Genomic DNA, 21,856 nt, shown 5'->3' with positions numbered 1-21,856 from the left:
AAGGGCGCGCAGGCAGGGACAATCGCACCTTGCCGACACCGGATTCTCCGGCATAATCGCGTGGGTACCAGCCGCGGTGCGCGGCCGCCGATACGTGACTCGGGGAGGGAGGTCGGATGCGGGCGAATCAGTCAGGTGGCCAACCTCTTCGACGCACTGTACTGACCGGCGCGGCGGTCGCGACCATCGCCGACATCCTCGCGGTGGACCCGTCGCGGATCAGCACCACCGCCCCGTTCACCGACCTCGGCCTGAGCTCGGCGCAGCTGGCCCGGTTGACAGCGCATCTGGAGGACGCCTTCGGCGTCGAGGTGCCGCTCACCGCCCTGTACGACCATCCCGATATCGAACAACTGGTCGACTCCCTCATGCGATGACCACACCCCATTCCACACCGCCGCCGATATCGGTTATCGGCATCGGCTGCCGCCTGCCCGGCGCCGCCGGGGCGGACGAGTTCTGGCAGCTGATGCTCGACGGTCGGGACGCCACAGGTATGCCGCCCGATGGCCGCGCGGGACATCGCGGTGGCGGATACCTGACCGATATCGACCGGTTCGATAACGAATGGTTCGGCATCTCGGGCCGGGAGGCCGCGCTGATGGATCCGCAGCAGCGGATCGCGCTGGAAGTGGCGGTCGAGGCACTCGACGACGCGGGGATCGGTTATCGTGCACAAGGTTCCGCCGGTGCGGTGATCTTCGGTGCGTGTGGATTCGAGCACGGCGGTGTGGTACTCGGACGGGGCGGATTCGACCCGCCGTTCGCGGTGACCGGCTCGGCGTCGAGCATCATCGCCAATCGACTCTCCTATGTCCTCGACCTGCGCGGACCGAGCATGGTGGTCGACAGCGCCTGTTCGTCGTCGCTGGTCGCGGTCGATCTCGCCGTGCGGTTGCTCGCCGATCCGGCGGTGCCGTTCGCTGTGGTCGGCGGGGTGAATCTGACGTTGCTCCCACACACCACTGACTATCTGGCCGAGGCCGGTTTCCTCTCCCCCGAGGGCCGCTGCGCACCGTTCGACACCGCCGCCGACGGGTATGTTCGTGGTGAGGGATGCGCTGTCGTCGTGCTGCAACGCAGTGTCGACGCCGTGCGCGAGGGTAATCGCGTCTATGCCGAAATCACCGGTTCCGCCGTCGGCTCGGACGGACGGTCGAACGGGTTGTACGCGCCGAACGGGCGGGCCCAGCGCGACATCATCCGGGCAGCGTGGGAGCGGGCCGGAGCCAGGCCCGCCATCATGGGATACCTCGAATGTCATGGCACTGGAACCGCTTTGGGTGATGCCATCGAAGTAGGCGCCTTGGCCGAAGTGCGCGGGGAGCCGGAGGGCACCACCTGGATCGGTTCGATGAAGTCCGGTGTGGGCCATCTGGAGGCGGCCGCTGGCGTATCCGGGCTGATCAAGGCCGCACTGGCCGTCCATCACGGAACCATCCCGCCCACCGCCAATTTCGCGACACCCAATCCGATGCTGCGCCTGGACGAGCGTGGTCTCCGCGTAGCGCAGGAGCCGATCGACTGGAGTGGGGTGCCTGCCGCCGAGCGGTATGCCGGGGTCAGTTCGTTCGGTTTCGGCGGGACGAATGCACACCTGGCTCTACGTGGTGCTGCGCCGCGGGAACCCATTCGCGAGGCGGCGTCGCCGTTCCTGCTTCCGTTGTCCGGACGCGATATAGCGGAACTGCGCGACGCGGCGCTGCGCATGGCGAAGTCACTGGAGCAGGCGCGGGCCACAAGCGAAGCAGCTGGTGCCGACGACGGCCGGGAAGGAACTTCTCTGTCCGACTTGGCTGCCGGTGCTTCGCGGTTGATCGGCGAAGGGGCACGTGCGGCCGTACTCGCCGATGATCGCGAGGACGCGGTGGTGCGACTGCGGGCGGTGGCGGCGGGTGCCGACGATCCTCGGGTGCTCGGACCCGCGACGCGGCGGCGACCGGGTGGACTGCTGTTCCTGTTCTCCGGTCAGGGTGGCCAGCACGCGCGGATGGGCCGGGTACTGGCCGGGCGCTATCCGGTATTCGCGAGTGCACTGACCGATGCCGCCGATGCCGTGGCGACGGCGGGCGGACCGCGCGTGTGGACGCCGCGACGAGGATTCACCGCGGACGGAACCGATCGCGGCGCTACCGATTTCGTACAACCCGCGCTGTTCGTCTATCAGATCGCGCTGGCCGAGCTGCTGGCTTCGCTGGGCGTGCGTCCCGATGCGGTGGCCGGGCACAGCCTCGGCGAGGTCGCGGCCGCGGCGGTGGGTGGGGCATTGACGCTCGGCGATGCGGCGCGGGTGATTGTCGCGCGCAGCCGCGCGCTCGCTCGGCTGGATGGTCGTGGTGCGATGGCGGTGCTGGAGGCAGAACCGGACCAGGCGGCGCTGATGGTCGAGCCCATGCGCGCGTCGGTCGGCATCGCGGCGATCAACGGTCCGCGATCTGTAGTGGTGTCGGGGGATACGCGCTCGGTGGATACCGTGGTGCGGCGCGCCAGGCGGCGCGGGATTTTTGCCCGGCGGGTCGCGGTCGAGTTCGCAGCACACAGCCCGCAAGTCGAGGCCGTGCTGCCGGAATTCGGCGCTGCCATCAGAGATCTCGTCGCCCGCACACCACGGATACCGCTGCACTCCACCGCCCATCCGGGCCGCGTCATCACCACCGACGCGATGGATGCCGAGTACTGGATCGCCAATGCGCGTGGCACCGTCGAACTCGCGCGGGCGCTGGACAGCGCGGCGGAGGCGGGAATGTCGACAGTCGTGGAGATCGGCCCGCATCCCCTGCTGACCCCGGCGGTCCGTGATCAACCCGATGTCGGTGCGTCCGCTCATCCCGCGACCACTCGCGAGGACGAGGCGACCGGCCTGCTGAGTTGCCTCGCACAGCTGTATCTCGAAGGCCGATCGGTGGATTGGTCCACCCAGGGCCGGTTCGAAGGCGCACCGCGCAGGCGGTGGCGGCGACGTCGGTTTCCGCTGATCGCCGGCGCCGCGCCGGTGCGCACAGACGATCTCGCGGACCATATCGTGAACGGTGTGACACTGGTGCCCGCCGCGTACTGGTTGCGGCGGTTCACCCAGCTGGCACGGGAGTCGGGCAGGTCGACGATCGCCGAGGTCGTCGTGCACGAACCGCTCGCGGCAGACGCGCCGTCCGGGGTGGTCTACCGGCGCGAATCGGCAAGTGTGCGGGCGGAGGCCCCGGGTGCCGGAACGCTGGCTAAAGCACGGCTCACCGATGACCCCACACCCGGTGACATCATCGCATGGATGCGGGTGGTCGACGCCAATCGGGCTGGCCGCAGCAGTTTGCGTGTCATCGCGCCCACCGCCTTCTACGCAGCGTTGCGCGAGCGCGGGCTCGAATACGGGCCTGCGTTCCGGCCGCTGCGCGCCATCGCGGGCGGGCGCGACCGCGCGATCGGCACCTTCACTGCCGCCGATATCGAACTCACCGCAACCATCGACGGTTGCCTGCAATTGCTGGCCGCGCTCGACCACAACGCCCTGCCCGCCGACGCCGTTCCCCTGCCGATCACCGTCGGCTCCGCCTGGTTGTCCCCGGCACCGAACTGCCATATCCACGAGGCGCACGCCCTGCTGCGCACCCGCACCGGCACCGGCCTCGTCGGCGACGTCATCGCCACCGACCAGCACGGCGCCCCCGCATTGGCCCTCACCGGTGTCCAGATCCGCTTCACCCGGCCCTCTCGCCCGGTCTCGAAGTCTCAGGGGAATTCCGAAACGCCGTCGAATGAGCGTGGGCCGTCGGCGGATCGGACACCCGCACACTCAGCACACATCGGCGACGTCTGGAACTCCGGCAACCGTCGGCGCGATCCCTGGCAGCCGGCGCCGCCCGTGCTCGGCGACAGCGTCTCAGCGGGCGAGCCGGTGCGACGAAGCGGGCAGCCGACGGACCACCGCTCGGCAGATCGACGTGGGTACGACCCGACAGCCCGGGACGATCGTGATCCCGTGCGGCGGGCACGGATCGGCCAGTCGAGGCGAGCACTTCCCTACTCGGCAAATCACCCTCCCGAGCCGGGGGGCGGCAGTTCGAATGCGCCGACGATCTGGTGGCGCGAAGTGTGGGAACCCTTCTCGATCGTCCCGGCAGTCGACTCGGTGAGCTCGAGCGGGGAGCCGCAGATCGGCGGTGACGACCGGACCGGCGCCGGGAGGACCGCTGGCGGTCGGGCACACAGCCGGTCGGCGGTCGGTCGGCACATCGCACCGGCGAGCAGTGGACCGGAGATCGGCGTCGAGCCCGGTAGCGGGCGAACCGGAAGCGGGCACGTCGACAGCGGTCCGAGGGAATCGGTGCACCGCACCGGATCCGAGATCCGGCGGGCACTGGTGGTCGGCGAATCGGTGACGGCTGTTCAGCTGACGCGGGAGCTGGATCGACTCTTGCCGAGCGAGCGGGTAGCGCGCGAGGTCGATGCGGCCGGACCGACCGTGGATGCAGTGCTCGCGGGTAGGACGGCGGCGGCACGGACGGCGGTCGTTGTGGTGTGGCCCGCGAGTAATGGAGAGGCCACCGCTTCGGAAGCCGGACCGATCGTCGAGCGGATCGGGCGGGTGCTCGACCTGGTGCAGCGCGTTGTGCGGAGTCCGGCCGCCGGGTCGTTGACGGTGGTGCTGCCCGACCCTGCTACCGATGTCGACCGCGGCGGCGAGCCGCGTGTGGCGGGCGGGGTCGCGGGCTTGCTGCGTTCGGTGCAGCTGGAATCCGGGCGCACGGTGCGGCTGGTGTGGGCCGACGAGGCGGCTGATCCGGCACTGCTCGCCCGGTTCATCATCGACTCGGCACCCGGCCTGCCCCCCGAGCTACGGCTCACCGGCGGCGTGCCTGCCGCGCGGCGATTCGTACCCGCCGACCCGCAGCCGCTGCCGGCCACCATCGACCCGCACGGCACCTATGTGGTCTCCGGTGGGCTCGGCGCGCTCGGCTCGGTGGCGGTGCGGTGGCTGCTCGACGGCGGGGCCCGCGATGTGGTGGTGCCAACGCGCGCGCCGCGACCGGTGCCGCCGATCTTGGACGGCCTCGAGGATCGGATCGTGGTGGTGCGCTGCGATACCGCCGATCGGACCGATCTCGATCACGCCTTGCGCGACATTCGAGAATGCGGTTCCACCATCCGCGGTGTCGTGCATGCCGCGGGTGCCTTGGAAGACGCGCTGATCGAAGACGTCACCATCGCGCAACTGGATCGGATGTTCGCGCCGAAGGTGGCAGCGGCCACCAATCTCATCGAACTCACCGCCGCCGACCCGACCGATTTCGTGCTGCTGTTCTCTTCCGCGACGGGTGCGTTCGGCGCCCCGGGCCAAGCCGCCTACGCCTGCGCGAACGCCGCCATGGATACCCTCTCCCACTGCTATCCACAGCGCCGGATCACCAGTATCGGATGGGGTGTGTGGGATTCCGGTCTCTCCGAAGCCGCCGGCGGGGCCGAGCATCTGCGTCGGGCGGGCATCGTGCCCTTCGACGGCAGGCGTGGCGCGGATCTGCTGCATCAGGCCATCAGCCATCAGGCACCGCACCTGGTGGCCATGGACTACCGGCCCACCGCGGACCCATCACCGATTGCCGTGCGGCTGGCCGAGCTGATGGGCCCGCGCCAGGTCGGCCGGGAAGCGAAACGAGACCCTCGATCCTCCCCGCGCGAGGACAATGTCACCGAGCCGGAACCGTTGATTCCACTGATCCGGCGGATCCTCGCCACGACACTGCGCGTCTCCACCGAGCACGTGGATACCGCAGCGGATTTCAACGATCTCGGTCTGACATCACTACTGGCGGTGGAGATGCGGCGGACGCTCGAACACGAGTTGGGAATACGCATCGCGACCGCCGAGCTGTTCCGTCATCCGACCGTCGAGGTCCTCGCGGCCGCTCTCGCGGAACGCATCGAACCCGTTGCCTCCGATCGGATCTCATGACAGCAGCGCGCGAGCTGTTGCACGAACGTGTCGCCCTCCATGCGCGGGACCGGCCCGAGGGGACAGCCTTCGTCGAATTGCGTTACCGGGGAACGGAATGTCACCCGGCGATGATCAGCTATGCCGATCTGGTCCGATGCGCCCAGAGATACGCGAGGATGCTGCTCGAGATGACCGCACCCGGCGATCGGGTGGCGATCATGTGCCCACACGGACTCGGCTACCCGATCGCTTTCCTTGCTTGTCTGTACGCCGAACGTATTGCGGTGCCATTGTTTCCGATGGCACGGCGCAATGATTCGGAACGTCTCGCCGCCGTTCTCGCCGACGCTCGCCCCGCCGTCGCCCTGATCAGCGCGGATGATCTACGAACGGGGACGGCCACCGGCCAGGTCCCGGCGGTAGTCGTCGACTTCCCGGTCGGCGTGAACGTCGTCGGCGACGCGCATGGTGACCCGCAGCTACCGGAGGTCCGCGGCGAAAGGACGGCCTATCTCCAGTACACGTCGGGTTCCACCCGAGCACCCGCCGGCGTCGAAGTATCACATGCGAATCTCGCTGCCGCACTCGATCAATTGCGCACGGCGCTACCTGCGACGACGCGGGCGCCCACGGTGTCCTGGCTACCCTTCTTCCACGATATGGGCCTGGTTTTCGGCCTGTCGCTGCCGCTGTATTCGGGCGTGCCCGCCGTGACAATAGCACCGGGCGAATTCGTCAAACGCCCGGCGCGCTGGTTGCGTGCCTGCGCCGACTATCGCGCCGGGGCCACGGCTACCCCGAATTTCGGATTGTCCCTCGCCATTGCCCAGACCTCACCAGAGGAGCGTGTGAACCTGGATCTCTCAGGGCTCCAGGTGATTCTGAACGGCGCCGAGCCGGTACGAGCGGATACTCTCACCGAATTCACCGAAACTTATGGCGCGCACGGGTTCCGGCATCGAGCGCACACTCCCGGCTTCGGCCTCGCCGAGGCGACCCTGCCGGTGACCATCGCCGCCCAGGATGCGGAACCGGTAACCAAGGTGTTCGATCGCGCGGCGCTCGGTTCAGGACGCGCGGTCGCCGCCTACGATGATCGGAGCGGGGTGCGGTTGGTCGGCTGTGGTGCGCCGGTGGGGCAGCGGATTGCCATCGTCGATCCGGACCGGGGCGTCGAGCTGGGTCCGAGCGGGGTCGGTGAGGTCTGGGTTTCCGGTCCGAACGTATGCCGCGGCTACTTCGAGAACCCGGCCTCGTCCGCAAGCACCTTCGGTGCCGCTCTTTCCGAATCGGCCGAGGGATGGCTGCGCACCGGAGATCTCGGCTTCCGCCACGACGGGCAGCTCTATATCGCAGGGCGTCGCAAGGATCTGATCGTGGTGGACGGCCGCAATCATTATCCGGCCGATATCGAGGCGACCGTGGCGCGCTGCGCACCGGAAATACGGACCGGGCGGATCGCCGCGTTCGGCCACGATGACGGGGTTCGCGAGCGGTTGGTTCTGGTCGCCGAGGTGTCGGGCCCCGAGATCGGGTCGGCCGAAGTGACTCGGCGGATCCGAACCGCCGTCACGACATCCCACGACATCGCACCGATGGAGATCGTGCTGACCGGTCGCGGCAGACTACCGCTCACCAGCAGCGGCAAGATTCGTCGATCGGCGTGCCGAGACCGGTATACCGCGGGCACGCTCTGAGCGCAGGGGAGTGGACGCGGTCAGTCGGTGCGACCGAGAAGCCGGTCGGTTTCCCGGCGTTCGCGTTTGGTCGGCCTCCCAGCACCGCGGTCGCGGCGCGGCATGGTGGCCAGAATTTCCCGCGACGGTGGCGGCGGGCTGCGATCGATCAGGCATTGCGCGGCGATCGGAGCGCTGACACGTTTGGTGATGATGCGCTCGACGATCACGATACGTTCGATTCCGCTGATCCGGATCCGGACCTCGTCGCCGGGCCGGACGGGCTGAGCGGGTTTGGCCGCGGCTCCATTGACGCGGACGTGTCCGCCGCGGCAGGCTTCAGCTGCTGCTGAGCGGGTTTTGAACAGACGCACCGCCCACGTCCAGGAATCCACTCGGGCCTGGGTCGCGGTGTTCTGATTGCCGGTTTCGGCGTGGGCCACTCGTTACACGATACGGCGTGCGGTGACCACTTCGTCGGGGGTCAGCGTGGTGTAGGAGACCGGGGTACCGGACTGCACCGCGTTGAGCAGCTGACCGCCGCCGGCGTAGATGCCGACGTGACCGCCACCGTTGGTGATGACGATGTCACCGGGACGCAAATCGTTGAAGGCAACGGGTGCGCCGACGTGCGACTGTTCGAAGCTGGTGCGGGGCAACTTGATACCGGCCTGCCGGTAGGCCCACTGAACGAGACCGGAGCAGTCGAAGCTGAACGGACCGGCCGCACCCCAGGAGTACTGGGCGCCGACCTTGGTCTTGGCCGCATTGAGAGCGATATCGCCGGGGGAGTTGTCGAACATGCCGGGCATGACCGGGGCGAAACCGGGAACGCCTGGCGCCGGGGCGGCAGCCTGCGGCCCGCCCTGCGCGTGCGGGGCCATCGCGGCCTGCAACTGGTTGTTGAGCTGTTCCACCGGCTGCTGGAACTCGGGCGGAACGTCCACCTCGAACTTGCCGACGCCGGGGATGTCGATCGTGGCCGCCGAAGCCGAAATGGCCGGCATGGCCCCTGTGGATGCTGCCACCGCGCCCATGACGAGCGCACTCTTGACGGAATTCGGCAAACGAGAATCCCGCTGCAAGCTGTGTTTACCCACTGAGCTGCGTCTCCGATCTTCGTGCTCTCCCGCCGACCGAGCGAGGTTGGGTACAACCTCTCGATGCCCGGTTCGACAGCCGAGATCCACGAATCCCGACCGACGATGAAGCGGTGACTCCGGTGGCGCCGCTTCTCTTACGAAGCGACAGACTCCACTAAGTCACGAGAAGATTACGGTGCCGACGCGATGTTGTCCAGCGCACAGAGCCGGGACTTTCCTCGAGGTGCATTACGGCGGCAAACACAGTGAAAACCCGGAGAGTTGACCGACCATTCGCCGGATAACGGAGCGGTATCACCGAAGAGGTCCGTTATCCAGCCGATGCCGGACCGGTCGCGCCGAGTGCGGGTCGCGCTGCGTCAGGCGTGCGCCGATCCACCTGAACGATCGGCGACGGCACGCTCGAGTTCCTCGATACGACGGCGTGCGGCCGCCAGCTCGACTTCCAGCTGCCCGACCGCCATCACCAGTGGACCGACCGCCAGGTCGGCGACCAGCTGCGGATCGTCGTAGCCGCGTTCGATGGCGACCAGGATATTGGCACGAATCCGGCTCGCCACCACCGATCCGGCCGGGACCTCCCATGACTCGACGACCTCGGCGGTGCCGGAGGGGATGTCCTCATCGCCGGACATAGTTGTCTCCAATCCTCGCGGGAGACCCAGCTTAGTTTCGGCGGTATCAATGCCGCGGCCGCCGCTCCGCGATGATGATCCGATAGCCATATCTAGGACACGCCGTAGAGACGCCCAGATATCGATGACCGAACGCGCTACGGTGTCGGGGTATGGACCCCGTGCGCAATCCGTATGCCCCCGGCGCCGGTCAGCGCCCGCCCGAATTGGCCGGGCGCGGCAAACAACTCGACGCCTTCGATATCGTGCTCGAACGGATCGCGCGTGGCAGGCCGGAACGCAGCGTCATGCTCACCGGACTGCGCGGCGTCGGGAAAACGGTATTGCTCAACCAGCTTCGTTCCGCGGCGGTCTCGCGCGGCTGGGGTACCGGCAAGATCGAGGCAAGGCCGGACCAGGAATTGCGCCGGCCACTGTCCTCGGCACTGCATATGGCGGTGCGGGCCATCGCCATGTCGCACCGCAATCCCGAACGGGTCGACGACTTCCTCGGCATTCTCAAGGCATTCGCGCTGCGTTCCACCGCGGATAAGGGCATGCGGGAACGCTGGCAGCCGGGCATCGACGTACCCGCGGTGACCGGCCGCGCCGACTCCGGAGATATCGAGATCGACCTGGTGGAACTGCTGGTCGAAGCAGCCGCACTTGCCGCCGATATCGGCGTCGGGATAGCCATCTTCATCGATGAGATGCAGGATCTCAGCCCCGCCGATATCTCTGCCATCTGCGGCGCCTGCCACGAGTTGAGCCAGGATGCGGCGCCGCTGATCGTGGTCGGAGCCGGGCTGCCACATCTGCCCGCGGTGCTCTCGGCGTCCAAGAGCTATTCCGAGCGGCTGTTCAGCTATCACCGGATCGACCGGCTGGACCGGGAATCGGCTGATCAGGCGCTGATCGCACCCGCCGAACGCGAGGAGGTGAAGTTCACCGACGAGGCGCTGCACGCGCTGTACCAGAAGGCCGACGGCTACCCGTATTTCGTGCAGGCCTACGGCAAAGCGACCTGGGATCAGGCCCCTGGCAGCCCGATCACCGCCGAAGACGTGGAGGTCGCCGCGCCGACGGCGGAGGAGGAGCTCGCGGTCGGATTCTTCGGCTCACGCTACGAACGCGCGACGCCGGCCGAACGCGAATACATGCGGGCCATGGCGGACCTGTCCGGTGACGACGGCCCGGTCGCGACCTCGGCGGTGGCCTCGGAGTTGGGCCGCAAACCGGCGTCACTGTCACCGGCGCGGGACGGCCTGATCAAGAAAGGCCTGATCTACTCGGCCGAACGCGGCACGATCGGGTTCACCGTGCCACATTTCGGCCGCTATCTGCGCAGCGTCTGATTGCCCGCCATTCGCTCTTCTATCAAGATCATTAGAAACCTGTAGAAATACGTGAGCTCGAGACCTACCGGCGGGTAACTAACTTTCCTACACTCGAATGTGATCCCGATCACTTCCGAGGAGCAGATATGGCCACCACCGCGAAAGTCGACGCCACCGAGGAACAGGCCCGGGCACTTGTCGAAGAATCCCGCGAAACCGGCTGGGCCAAGCCATCGTTCGCGAAGGAGATGTTTCTCGGGCGATTCCGGCTCGATCTGATCCACCCCTACCCGCGGCCCACCGCCGAGGACGCCGACAGCACCGACGAATTCCTGGCCAGGCTACGGCCGGTCTGCGCATCCATGGACGGCGCGGTGATCGAGGAGCAATCCAAGATCCCCGACGACTACGTCAGCGCATTGGCACGCCTCGGCTGCTTCGGGCTGAAGATTCCGAGCGACTACGGCGGGCAGGGACTGTCCCAATACGGCTACAACCGGGCCCTCATGCTGGTGGGCTCGACCCATCCAAGCCTCGGGGTCCTACTGTCGGCGCATCAGTCCATCGGCGTACCCGAACCGCTCAAACTCGCAGGCACCGACGAGCAGAAGGCCGAGTTCCTGCCGCGCTGCGCCGCAGGCGCCGTGAGCGCATTCCTGCTCACCGAGCCCGATGTGGGTTCCGACCCGGCTCGCATGGCCAGTACCGCGACCCCAACCGACGACGGTGAGGCGTACGAACTCAACGGGGTGAAACTCTGGACCACCAACGGTGTCGTCGCCGAGCTGCTTGTGGTGATGGCGAGGGTGCCGAAGAGCGAAGGCCATCGCGGTGGGATCTCGGCCTTCGTCGTCGAGGCCGATTCGCCGGGATTGACCGTTGAGCGGCGCAATACGTTCATGGGTCTGCGCGGTATCGAGAACGGTGTGACCAGGATGCACAACGTCCGGGTGCCGGCACGCAATCTGATCGGTCGCGAAGGCGACGGCCTCAAGATCGCGCTCACCACCCTGAACGCGGGCAGGCTCGCAATTCCCGCATTGTGCACGGCGGCGTCGAAGTGGTCGCTCAAGATCGCCCGCGAATGGAGTACCCAGCGGGTGCAGTGGGGCAGGCCCGTCGGCGAGCATGCCGCCGTCGGGGCCAAACTGTCGTTCATCGCCGCCACCACCTTCGCGCTGGAAGCGGTGCTCGATCTGTCGGCCACCATGTGCGACGAGGGACGCAACGACATCCGGATCGAGGCCGCGCTGGCGAAGCTGTGGTCCAGCGAGATGAGCTGCAAGGTCGTCGACGAACTGGTCCAGATCCGCGGCGGCCGCGGCTACGAAACCGCGGCATCGCTGGCCGCGCGCGGAGAACGCGCCGTGCCCGCCGAACAAGTGCTGCGCGACCTGCGGATCAACCGGATCTTCGAGGGGTCGAGCGAGATCATGCGGCTATTGATCGCCAGGGAGATGGCCGATGCGCATATGTCCGCCGCCGGGGCGCTGGTCGACCGCAATGCGGAGTTGAAGGACAAGGCCAAGGCCGCGGTCGGCGCGGGTGGTTTCTATGCCAAATGGTTCCCGCAGCTGGCCGTCGGCGCGGGCACGGTACCCGCGAGCTATCCGGAATTCGGCCCGCTGGCCAGGCACCTGCGTTTCGTCGAACGCAATGCCCGCAAGCAGGCACGGTCGCTGATGTATGCGATGGGACGCTGGCAGGCCGGTCTGGAATACCGGCAGAACTTCCTCGGCCGCATCGTCGATATCGGCGCGGAGCTGTTCGCTATGTCGGCGGCCTGCGTCCGGGCCCAGGACCTGCGCACGTCCGGCGCGGTGGAGGCACGGTCGGCCACCGAACTCGCCGACACCTTCTGCCGGCAGTCGCGGTTGCGGGTGCGTGCGCTGTTCGACGCGCTGTGGGACAACACCGACGACGAAGACCGCACCCTCACCAGCGGCATCCTCGACGGTCAGCACGACTGGCTCGAGGACGGTGTGCTCGATCAGAGCGAGGGCACCGGCCCGTGGATCGCCGAATGGCAATTCGGGCCGTCCACCGAAACCAACCTGCTGCGCCCGTTCCTGCCGTCGACCCGCGGGGTAGGGACCTGACGGGTCGACGGCGCGACGGTCAGCAGGCCCCGCGCTTGCCGCAGCTGTGCATCACCAGCCGCCAGGTGTCGGGACCGACGACGCCGTCAGCGCGGATACCGCTGTAGCGCTGGAAATTACGTACCGCTTCGGCGGTGTCGTCGCCGTACTTGCCATCGATGGAGATGGTGCCGTTGCCGTAGTACCCGCTGACGAATGCCTGCACCGCTGAGACACAGTCGCCACGCGAACCCGATCGCAGCGTTGTCTCCTCCACGGCGCAGTCGACCAGCGTCCCTGCCGACGCGGCCGCACCGGGCCCCGCCGGGTCAGCGCCTGGCGACGCATTGCCGGGAGAAGCGTGTGCGACTGTGCCGAACGCACTCGACGCCACCGCCGCGATCATCACCGCGCGCAGCACACGCCGGGTCCCGTTGCGTCGCATCCGCACCAGTCGGTTCATCTCTGTCTCCTCGTCTTCCCTTGCTGGGCAAGTGATTCGGACCTGCTCCGAATCCGATGAACCGAATGTAGGAACCGACGCCAACGCCCCGGTAATGCCGCGGTAATGCCGCACTCACCAGTCCGGCGTCAGTGCGCCCGCCGGACAGACCCGCAGCAGGGTGGAGCCGACCCGGATCCGGTCACCCGGCTCGACGACCCCGGACGGGTTCAGCCTGCGATCGTTGACGTAGACGCCGTTCGACGAGCCGAGGTCCTCGATCCGCGCGACCTCACCGTCGGTGTCGACGCGAGCGTGGTTGCGGCTGACCTTCGGATCGATCAGGCGGATGTCGTTATCGGCGCCGCGCCCGATGGTGAGGCCTGCGGCGGTCACTTCGAAGCGTTGACCATCGGCGGTGGCCAGCACGACCGCACCCGGCGACTCCTGGACGGTGGCGTGATCGGCGACCGCACGCTGCGCGAGCACTACGCCCGCGACCTCAGGCAACGGCTCGTGCCGCAGGATCCGTTCCTGCAACGCCCACAGTGCCGGAGCGGCATCCTTCCCCTCCGCACGGCGTCGGTTCAGGATGGCCCGGCAAGCATCCAATGCCTCATCGTCTCTGCCGCATCGATATAGCGCGGTTCCGAAGCGGATCCAGGCCGCTTCGTCGGTGGGTGCGGCCTCGGCAAGCACCCGCAGCTCACCGATGATCTCGGCCGCGCGCCCGCACATCAGGTCCATATCGATCCGGTCGGCGAGGGTCTGTTTGCGTTCCTCGCCGACCTGCGCGACGAACATGTCGACGAACTTCGAGGGCGCCAGCCCGTCCAATCCCGACCCGGACCATTCGTCGAGTGCCTGCCGGAACAGTGCTGCGGCACGCGGATAGTCACAACGGTCGCGGGCCTGTGCGGCACGCACACGGGTGTCCGCGAAACGGCTCGCGTCGCACTGATCTCGGCCGATGGCAAACCGGTAGCAGCCATTGTCGGTGCGCAGGAGCTCGGTATCGGCCACTCCGGCCGCGCGCAGGGCCGATCGGATCTCGGCGATCCGGTTCTGTAGCGCCTTCCGGTACGTCTGCGGTGGATTGTCGTCCCAGATGTGGTTGCCGAGCTGCTCCGGCGACAGTGCGACGCCGCGGGCGTCGGCCAGCACGGCCACAGTGGTCAATGTCAGGTTCGCACGAATATCGAGCGGTCGGCCGCCGACAAGTAGCCGGACCGGTCCGAGCAGACGGACGTCCACCACAGCGTTCAATCCGACCGCCCGCAGGTGCCGTCGAACTCACCGTCCGACTCGCGAAAGACCGGCCATTCGAGCACCTCGGTCCGAGTCTGCGGGCCGTAGATGCCGTCGACTTTGACGCCTCTCTCCTGTTGCAGATGGCGGACAGCCGTCATGGTTGGGTGGTCGTAGATCCCGTTCACGCTCAGTGGAATCGAGTGGCACAGCGTCAGCGCACGCTGGACGGCGGCGACGCCATCGCCACGGTCGCCCTGATTGAGGATGCATTGCGCGTCGACGTGGCCTTGTTCGCGACTGGGCAGCTCAAAATACGTGCCGTTATCGGCGGGTATACGGATCGGCCAGTAGCACCGTTCCCGGATGCGCCCGCCGAGTTCCGCGGCCGCTCCCGTCGACGTGCCGGCGCCTGGTTCGGCGGGCGTACCGGGTTCGGTTCCCGCACTGAACAGGACTACGCCTGCCGCCACCGCGCCCACCACCACAGTCCCGGCGATAGGCCATAGCCGACGCGGAACAGCTCGCCATGAGAATGAGCTGTTCGCGTGCTTCTCGGCGCTGGTATCGGCCATCCCATTCGCACCGGCAGCCGAGGTCGCCGAATCTTGCTGTTCGCGCGGCGCAGCTGGTCCACGACTGGTCTCGGCCGCCTCCGGCGTCACGGGTGCGGCCGCGCCGGCGACTGCTACCGCACCGTCTACCCCGGCATTCGTCGGGTCGGCGCTGGCCGCGACACCGGATGTGATCGGCAGCTCGGCGGTATCGGGAGGCGTCGGATCGGCGGTGGTTGTCGCGAGGGCGACGGATTCGCGCGTGGTGCTCGTCGTATCGTGCGGCGAGGCGTCGCCCGACCCGGCATGAGCGGGGTCGCTCGGAGCCATGCGAGCCGGCGCCGGGTTTCCGCTCGGTTCGTCCGGGTATGGCGGCGCACCGCCGAGCGCCGCGCGGGCAGCCGCGGTCAGCTCGCCGCAGGACTGGAACCGCTGGCCGGGATCCTTCGCCATGGCCTTGGCGATGACCTCGTCCATGGCGGCGGGCAACGAGGGACGTATCAGTGTCGGGACCGGGGCCGGCTCGTTGCGATGGGCGTTGATCAGCTCTTGATCACCGCGGCTCGGGTAGGGCACCGAGCCGGTCAGCAGCTGGTAGAGCGTCGCGCCGAGGGAGTAGATATCGGATCGATGGTCGGGCACGGAGCTGACGAACCGTTCCGGCGCGACGTAGTGCGGGGTGTATTCGCGCATCCCCGCCCTGGTGAGGGTGGCCCCGTCCGCGAGGCTGCGGGCGATTCCGAAATCGGCGACCAGGGTGCGCTCGCGACCGTCGACCGTCGCGACCAGCAGATTGGACGGCTTGATATCGCGGTGGACGACGTTGTTGCGGTGGGCGTAATCGAGCCCGGCGGCCGCGTCGCCGATGATGTGCACGGCGCGATCGGGGTCGAGCCCATGAGGTTCGCGCGACAGCAGCTCGGCGGCGTTTGGGCCGTCGACGTACTCCATTTCGATCCAGCAGACGCCGTCGGTTTCGCCCCGATCCAGGATCATGACGATGTTGGTGTGCGAGAGCCCGCACACCAGGTCGGCTTCCCGGCTGAACAGCTGGATATTGCGCCTGCCCGCCTTCGCCGGGTCGAGCACCTTCAGCGCCACCGTCCTCGGTAGCCGCGGGTGCGTGGCGCGGTAGACCACGCCCATGCCGCCCGCACCGAGCTCCTGCTCGATCCGGTAATCGGCGAACGGTTCACCCAACCGCAGTACCACGTGTCGTCCCCTGAGTTCCCGAGGGCCGGATTCGCACGAAACGACCCGGCCGAGCGACGGCGATCTACCGGTTCGCATACGCTACAAGACTTTTCGCGCTTTCGAGAATGGAATCACGGCACCCGCGCAGCCACCAGGCGAGCGATGCGATGACAATCTTCGGCAATCTAGCAAATCTGCTCGATTTGCGAATAGAAGCCTGGCGTCTCAGCTCAGCACTCTCTTAATATCTCTAGCCGAATTACTAGACAACGCGAGATTTTCCTGTCGATCTCGGCTCCCACCCCAGATCGACCACCGGACTCGGTTCGGCAACGTGTGCATAACACCAGGTACGAGCAGCTAACGAGGCGGAAAGGCACAGCGACAACCCGGCAAGAACACTCCGACCACGGTGCGGGTGCACGCCCGACGGTGGGGCCAGACAGGAGAAAGTCATGTCCACGATGACCCGCCCCCGCCGGGCCGCCGACTACGACGGCCACCGTCTCACCGTGTCCACCGACGACGGCGTCCCGCTCGCCGTACGCACCTTCGGCTCCGACGACGCACCGTTGACCGTTGTCTTCGCGCACGGACATTGCCTGCGCACCGAATCGTGGTCCTTCCTGCGCGAACACCTGCTGCGCCAGTGGGGCGAAGCCACCCGCATGGTGTTCTACGACCACCGCGGCCACGGCGAATCCGGTGCAGGCGACCATGCGACCTACACCATCGAACAGCTCGGCCGCGACCTCGACACCGTGCTCCGGACGGTGGCCCCACGCGGTCCGGTGGTGCTGGTCGGTCATTCCATGGGCGCGATGGTGGTGCTCGCCTACTCCCGGCTCTTCCCGGAAGCGATCGGCACCCGTGTCGTCGGGGTCGGGCTCATCTCGGGCGCGGCCAATGGTCTCACCGAGGTCGGGCTCGGCCGACTCCTGAACCGGCATGCGGTGAACTCGCTACATTTCGCGGTGCGCCGGGCACCCCGGTTGTTGCAGGCATCGAAAAGCCTGTCGCGGCGAATCCTCGAACCTATCCTCCGAGAGGCGAATTTCGGTACCAGAAAGGTGAATCCGCGTCTGGTCGCCCTCGCGACGGCCATGTTGAACGAGACGTCACTACTCACCATGGCCGGATTCCTCGCCTCCCTGATGGCCTTCGACGAGACGGCCGTGCTGCATCGGCTCGGCGCGATCCCCGCACTGGTGCTCGCGGGCACCGCGGACATCATGGTGCCGTTCACACACTCGGTCGTACTCGCCTCGCAGCTGTCGAGCTCGGAACTGGTCCGGCTCGAAGGGGCCGGTCACAGCGTGATCCTCGAACGCTCGGAGGAGGTCGCCGCCTCGGTTGCCGGTCTGGTCGAGCGCGCGTTCACAGCGGCACGCGGACACAGCAGGGACTACGCGGTCGCCGGATGATCGTTCGGCTACTCACCGGTATCCGACGAGCCGAATCCGAGAACTCGAGCTACTGTGTTGTAGATCACGATGTGTGGTCGGTCACAACGACACGCCGTCACGCGGCCAGCGAGGTCCGCGCGGTAGCCGATCCGGATGACCGGGTATGAACTCAGGAGGAATCGATGACACGCAGCGAATTCGCGGATCTCCGCTACGCCGTCGGCCAACTCCGGCAGTCCATAGAGGCACTGCGCGCGAACTACGGCGACGCCAATACGGTGCGCCGCTTGGAGAACGATCTGGAGCGACTCGCCATCGATACCGACGAGCTCGAGCAGTCACCACCGCCGGTGGTGCCCAAGCGCTCACAGGCTCCCATCTACGTCCCGGACAGCAAGTCCGACGAGGCCGCCTGGATGGGCGCGCAGGACGAAGGCCTCGGCTTCCACTCGCGTCCCCGAACGAAGTAGCCCTGCCGACGTCCGCCCGCCCCGCGCGGGCGGACGTCGTGCGTTCACCTCCGGATTCGTTCCCGCATCGACGAGTTGCCGCCGGTTCACCGCACCGGTGCGCAGAGCTTCGCCGGCGGTCGACTGTGATACAAATCACCCGCATGTAGCGGGGGCCGCGTTGGCGAGACCCTGCTCATGCGATAGCACCTGCGGCGTATGGTGCTCCTCATCACATTCGATCGCGGAGGTAATGATGACCACCCGCACCGCGGATCAGCGAGGGATCGACCGGTGAGTGCCGCACCGACCGTGACCCCCGAATCGGGAACCGGCGTATTCAGCAGGACCAGGGCCCGGATCTCGCAGCAGACGCTGCGTACCGACCGATGGTGGGTGCCCCCACTGTTCACGGTGCTCGGCCTTGCCGCGTTCGTGATCTATGCGACGGTCAGATCCTATGTGCGCACGGCATATTGGGTCGCCGACTACCACTATCTGACGCCGTTCTACTCACCGTGCCTGAGCACCTCCTGTGTCGAGGGATCCAGCCATTTCGGCACGCCGTTCGGCGAGATCCCGGCGATCCTTCCGCTCGGGTTCGTGGCGCTGCCGTTCCTGCTCGGTTTCCGGCTGACCTGCTACTACTACCGCAAGGCCTACTACCGGTCCGTGTGGCTGTCACCGCCCGCCTGCGCGGTCGCCGAACCGCACAAGACCTACAGCGGCGAAACCAGGCTGCCGCTGATCATCCAGAACGTGCACCGCTACTTCTTCTATGTCGCGGTGATCATCTCGGTGATCAACACCTACGACGCCATCGGCGCCTATCACGGCGCGACCGGCGGATTCGGGATGGGCCTCGGCAGCCTGATCCTCACCGGCAACGTGATCCTGCTCTGGGCCTACACCGTGTCCTGCCATTCCTGCAGGCATATCGCCGGAGGCAGGCTCAAACACTTCTCCGCCCACCCGGTGCGGTACTGGTTCTGGACCCAGATCTCCAAGCTCAACACCCGGCACATGGCCCTGGCCTGGACCACTCTCGGCACGCTCATGCTGACCGACTTCTACGTGATGTTGGTTGCCAGCGGGACGATTTCGGATCTTCGATTCATCGACTGAGGAGTTTTCGCGGCTATGCCAGAAGTGGAACGGCACGCATACGACGTCGTCGTGATCGGTGCCGGTGGCGCCGGACTGCGCGCGGTAATCGAGGCACGTGAACACGGTTTGTCGGTAGCGGTGGTGTGTAAATCGCTGTTCGGCAAGGCACATACCGTCATGGCCGAAGGTGGCTGCGCGGCCTCGATGGGCAACGCCAACGAGAAGGACAACTGGGAGACCCATTACCGCGACACCATGCGCGGTGGCAAGTTCCTCAACAACTGGCGGATGGCCGAACTGCACGCGCGCGAAGCACCCGACCGGGTGTGGGAGCTGGAAAGCTATGGCGCGCTGTTCGATCGGACACCCGATGGTCGCATCAGTCAGCGCAACTTCGGCGGCCACACGTATCCGCGCCTCGCCCATGTCGGCGACCGGACCGGCCTCGAGATCATCCGGACGATGCAGCAGAAGATCGTCTCGTTGCAGCAGGAGGATTTCGCCGAGACCGGCGACTACGAGTCGCGGATCAAGGTCTTCGCCGAATGCACGGTGACCGAGCTGCTCAAGGACGGCGACCGGATCAGCGGCGCGTTCGGCTACTGGCGCGAATCGGGCCGGTTCATTCTCTTCGAGACCCCCGCTGTGGTGCTGGCGACCGGCGGCATCGGCAAGTCCTACAAGGTCACCTCGAACTCCTGGGAGTACACCGGCGATGGTCACGCCCTCGCGCTGCGGGCAGGCGCCGCCCTGATCAATATGGAGTTCCTGCAGTTCCATCCGACCGGGATGGTCTGGCCGCCGAGTGTGAAGGGCATCCTGGTCACCGAGGGTGTGCGCGGCGACGGCGGTGTACTGAAGAACACCGACGGCAAGCGGTTCATGTTCGACTACATCCCGGCCGTGTTCAAGGGACAGTACGCAGAAACCGAGGCGGAGGCCGACCAGTGGCTGCGCGACAACGATTCCGCGCGCCGCACCCCCGACCTGCTGCCGCGCGATGAGGTGGCCCGCGCCATCAACGAAGAGGTCAAGGCCGGTCGCGGTACCGAACACGGCGGGGTCTACCTCGATATCGCCTCCCGTATGCCCGCCGACGAGATCGTACGCAGGCTGCCGTCGATGCATCACCAGTTCAAGGAGCTGGCCGACGTCGACATCACCAAAGAACCCATGGAAGTCGGCCCGACCTGCCATTACGTGATGGGTGGCATCGAGGTCGACCCCGACACCGGTGCCGCGCGAGTCCCCGGGTTGTTCGCGGCGGGTGAGTGTTCCGGCGGTATGCACGGCTCGAACCGGCTCGGCGGCAATTCGCTGTCGGACCTGCTGGTTTTCGGGCGCAGAGCCGGACTCGGTGCGGCCGCCTATGTGGAAGGCCTGGAGAGTCGGCCGTCCATCGCCGACGGCGATATCGCCACGGCCGCGAAGATCGCGCTGTCGCCGTTCGATCCACCCGCCACCGGCACCGGCGAGAACCCCTACACCCTGCACACCGATCTGCAGCAGACCATGAACGATCTGGTCGGCATCATCCGCAAGGAACACGAGGTGCGTGAGGCCGTCGACAAGCTGGCCGAACTGCGCACGCGATTCGCAACGGTGACCGTCGAAGGGCACCGCCAGTTCAATCCGGGCTGGCATCTCGCACTCGACCTGCGCAACATGCTGCTGGTCAGCGAATGTGTCGCGGAGGCAGCGCTGCTGCGTACCGAGAGCCGCGGTGGGCATACCCGCGACGATCATCCGGCCATGGATCCGGCGTGGCGCAACAAACTTCTGGTCTGCGCGCTGGATCCGGCTCGACCCGACGATGTCGTGCCGGGTGTGGCGGTGACGGTCGAGGATCAGGTGCCGATGCGGCCCGAACTGCTGGCACTGTTCGATCTTTCCGAGCTCGAGAAGTACTACACCCCAGCCGAACTCGCCGGACATCCGGCGACCGGAGTTTCCACCGACGGAGAGGCCTGACTATGGGTTACGACGCCAGGTTCCGCATCTGGCGCGGCGATATCGACGGCGGCGAGCTGCACGACTTCACCGTGCCCGTGCACGAGGGCGAGGTGGTGCTCGACATCATCCACCGGTTGCAGGCCACCCAGGCGCCCGATCTCGCGGTGCGCTGGAATTGCAAGGCAGGCAAATGTGGTTCGTGTTCGGCCGAGGTGAACGGCAGGCCGCGGCTGCTGTGCATGACCCGGATGTCGACCTTCACCGAGGCCGAGCTCATCACCGTCACGCCGATGCGAACCTTCCCGGTCATCAAGGATCTGGTGACCGACGTGTCGTACAACTACGAGAAAGCCAGGGAGATACCGTCGTTCACTCCGCCGGCGGATCTGAAACCGGGCGACTATCGCATGAAGCAGGTCGATGTGGAGCGGTCGCAGGAGTTCCGCAAATGCATCGAATGTTTCTTGTGCCAGAACACATGTCACGTCGTGCGCGATCATGAGGACAACAAGCATGCATTTTCCGGTCCGCGTTTCCTGATGCGCATCGCCGAACTGGAGATGCATCCGCTCGATGTCGCCGACCGTCGAGATATGGCCCAGGAAGAACATGGTCTCGGCTACTGCAATATCACCAAATGCTGTACCGAGGTGTGCCCCGAACACATCAAGATCACCGATAATGCGCTCATCCCGATGAAGGAACGGGTGGTCGATCGGAAGTACGATCCGCTGGTCTGGCTGGGCAACAAGCTGTTTCGTCGCTGAGC

At 66.8% G+C, this 21,856-nt stretch carries 16 protein-coding genes; 10 read left to right on the top strand and 6 right to left on the bottom strand.

The genetic code is table 11. The annotated features are described in order from the left end of the window. The first annotated feature begins 116 nt into the window (after positions 1-116). Genes GV792_RS05460 through GV792_RS05450 form a run of 3 tightly spaced genes read left to right on the top strand, consistent with a single transcriptional unit; the run spans position 117 to position 7,623 of the window. Positions 117-377, top strand: a complete 261-nt coding sequence (locus tag GV792_RS05460; RefSeq protein WP_163822517.1) for an acyl carrier protein — start codon at positions 117-119, stop codon at positions 375-377. Further along, positions 374-5,944, top strand: coding sequence for a type I polyketide synthase (locus tag GV792_RS05455; RefSeq protein ID WP_163822516.1), 5,571 nt, complete (start codon positions 374-376; stop codon positions 5,942-5,944). Before GV792_RS05460 ends, GV792_RS05455 begins: the two co-directional genes overlap by 4 nt. Continuing rightward, a complete protein-coding gene (locus GV792_RS05450) occupies positions 5,941-7,623 on the top strand; it encodes a fatty acyl-AMP ligase (protein ID WP_163822515.1) in 1,683 nt (560 codons plus the stop codon). Before GV792_RS05455 ends, GV792_RS05450 begins: the two co-directional genes overlap by 4 nt. Positions 7,624-7,643: 20 nt before the next feature. Here GV792_RS05450 and GV792_RS05445 read toward each other — a convergent pair whose 3' ends face one another. The 3 genes from GV792_RS05445 to GV792_RS05435 form a co-directional block, all read right to left on the bottom strand. Further along, complete coding sequence (locus GV792_RS05445; protein WP_163822514.1) at positions 7,644-8,045, bottom strand: RNA-binding S4 domain-containing protein; 402 nt, start codon at positions 8,043-8,045, stop codon at positions 7,644-7,646. Positions 8,046-8,048: 3 nt separating this feature from the next. Then, positions 8,049-8,639, bottom strand: coding sequence for a C40 family peptidase (locus GV792_RS05440; protein ID WP_163822704.1), 591 nt, complete (start codon positions 8,637-8,639; stop codon positions 8,049-8,051). 425 nt (positions 8,640-9,064) lie between these two features. After that, positions 9,065-9,340, bottom strand: a complete 276-nt coding sequence (locus GV792_RS05435; protein WP_163822513.1) for a hypothetical protein — start codon at positions 9,338-9,340, stop codon at positions 9,065-9,067. Positions 9,341-9,492: 152 nt separating this feature from the next. On the opposite strand from GV792_RS05435, the gene GV792_RS05430 reads away from it, so the two are divergent. After that, positions 9,493-10,674 carry an AAA family ATPase gene (locus tag GV792_RS05430; RefSeq protein WP_163822512.1) on the top strand — a complete coding sequence of 394 codons (1,182 nt, stop codon included), beginning with the start codon at positions 9,493-9,495 and terminating at the stop codon, positions 10,672-10,674. 128 nt (positions 10,675-10,802) lie between these two features. Next, entirely contained in the window at positions 10,803-12,755 is a 1,953-nt protein-coding gene (locus GV792_RS05425) for an acyl-CoA dehydrogenase family protein (RefSeq protein WP_163822511.1), read from the top strand. Positions 12,756-12,774: 19 nt separating this feature from the next. On the opposite strand, the gene GV792_RS05420 is transcribed toward GV792_RS05425, so the two are convergent. The 3 genes from GV792_RS05420 to GV792_RS05410 all read right to left on the bottom strand — a co-directional run bounded on the left by GV792_RS05420 (position 12,775) and on the right by GV792_RS05410 (position 16,178). Continuing rightward, entirely contained in the window at positions 12,775-13,197 is a 423-nt protein-coding gene (locus GV792_RS05420) for a peptidoglycan-binding domain-containing protein (protein WP_163822510.1), read from the bottom strand. A 114-nt stretch (positions 13,198-13,311) separates the two neighbouring features. Beyond that, entirely contained in the window at positions 13,312-14,433 is a 1,122-nt protein-coding gene (locus GV792_RS05415; RefSeq protein ID WP_163822509.1) for a BTAD domain-containing putative transcriptional regulator, read from the bottom strand. A 5-nt stretch (positions 14,434-14,438) separates the two neighbouring features. Beyond that, entirely contained in the window at positions 14,439-16,178 is a 1,740-nt protein-coding gene (locus tag GV792_RS05410) for a serine/threonine-protein kinase (RefSeq protein ID WP_163955494.1), read from the bottom strand. A 458-nt stretch (positions 16,179-16,636) separates the two neighbouring features. On the opposite strand from GV792_RS05410, the gene GV792_RS05405 reads away from it, so the two are divergent. From GV792_RS05405 to GV792_RS05385, 5 genes are all read left to right on the top strand, one after another. Then, complete coding sequence (locus GV792_RS05405) at positions 16,637-17,596, top strand: alpha/beta fold hydrolase (protein WP_375154282.1); 960 nt, start codon at positions 16,637-16,639, stop codon at positions 17,594-17,596. Positions 17,597-17,760: 164 nt separating this feature from the next. Continuing rightward, positions 17,761-18,048, top strand: coding sequence for a hypothetical protein (locus GV792_RS05400; RefSeq protein WP_163822506.1), 288 nt, complete (start codon positions 17,761-17,763; stop codon positions 18,046-18,048). 273 nt (positions 18,049-18,321) lie between these two features. Further along, the gene (locus GV792_RS05395) at positions 18,322-19,152 is read left to right on the top strand and encodes a hypothetical protein (protein ID WP_163822505.1); all 831 of its coding nucleotides are present in this window, start codon (positions 18,322-18,324) and stop codon (positions 19,150-19,152) included. A gap of 15 nt (positions 19,153-19,167) precedes the next feature. Beyond that, on the top strand, positions 19,168-21,105 hold the full coding sequence (locus tag GV792_RS05390) for a fumarate reductase/succinate dehydrogenase flavoprotein subunit (RefSeq protein WP_163822504.1): 1,938 nt from the start codon (positions 19,168-19,170) through the stop codon (positions 21,103-21,105). 2 nt (positions 21,106-21,107) lie between these two features. Further along, a complete protein-coding gene (locus GV792_RS05385) occupies positions 21,108-21,854 on the top strand; it encodes a succinate dehydrogenase/fumarate reductase iron-sulfur subunit (RefSeq protein ID WP_163822503.1) in 747 nt (248 codons plus the stop codon). The last annotated feature ends 2 nt before the right edge of the window (positions 21,855-21,856 follow it).

This window comes from Nocardia cyriacigeorgica (assembly GCF_010868145.1).
GTDB lineage: Bacteria > Actinomycetota > Actinomycetes > Mycobacteriales > Mycobacteriaceae > Nocardia > Nocardia cyriacigeorgica_D.
This window is presented reverse-complemented; position numbering and strand designations above follow the sequence as displayed.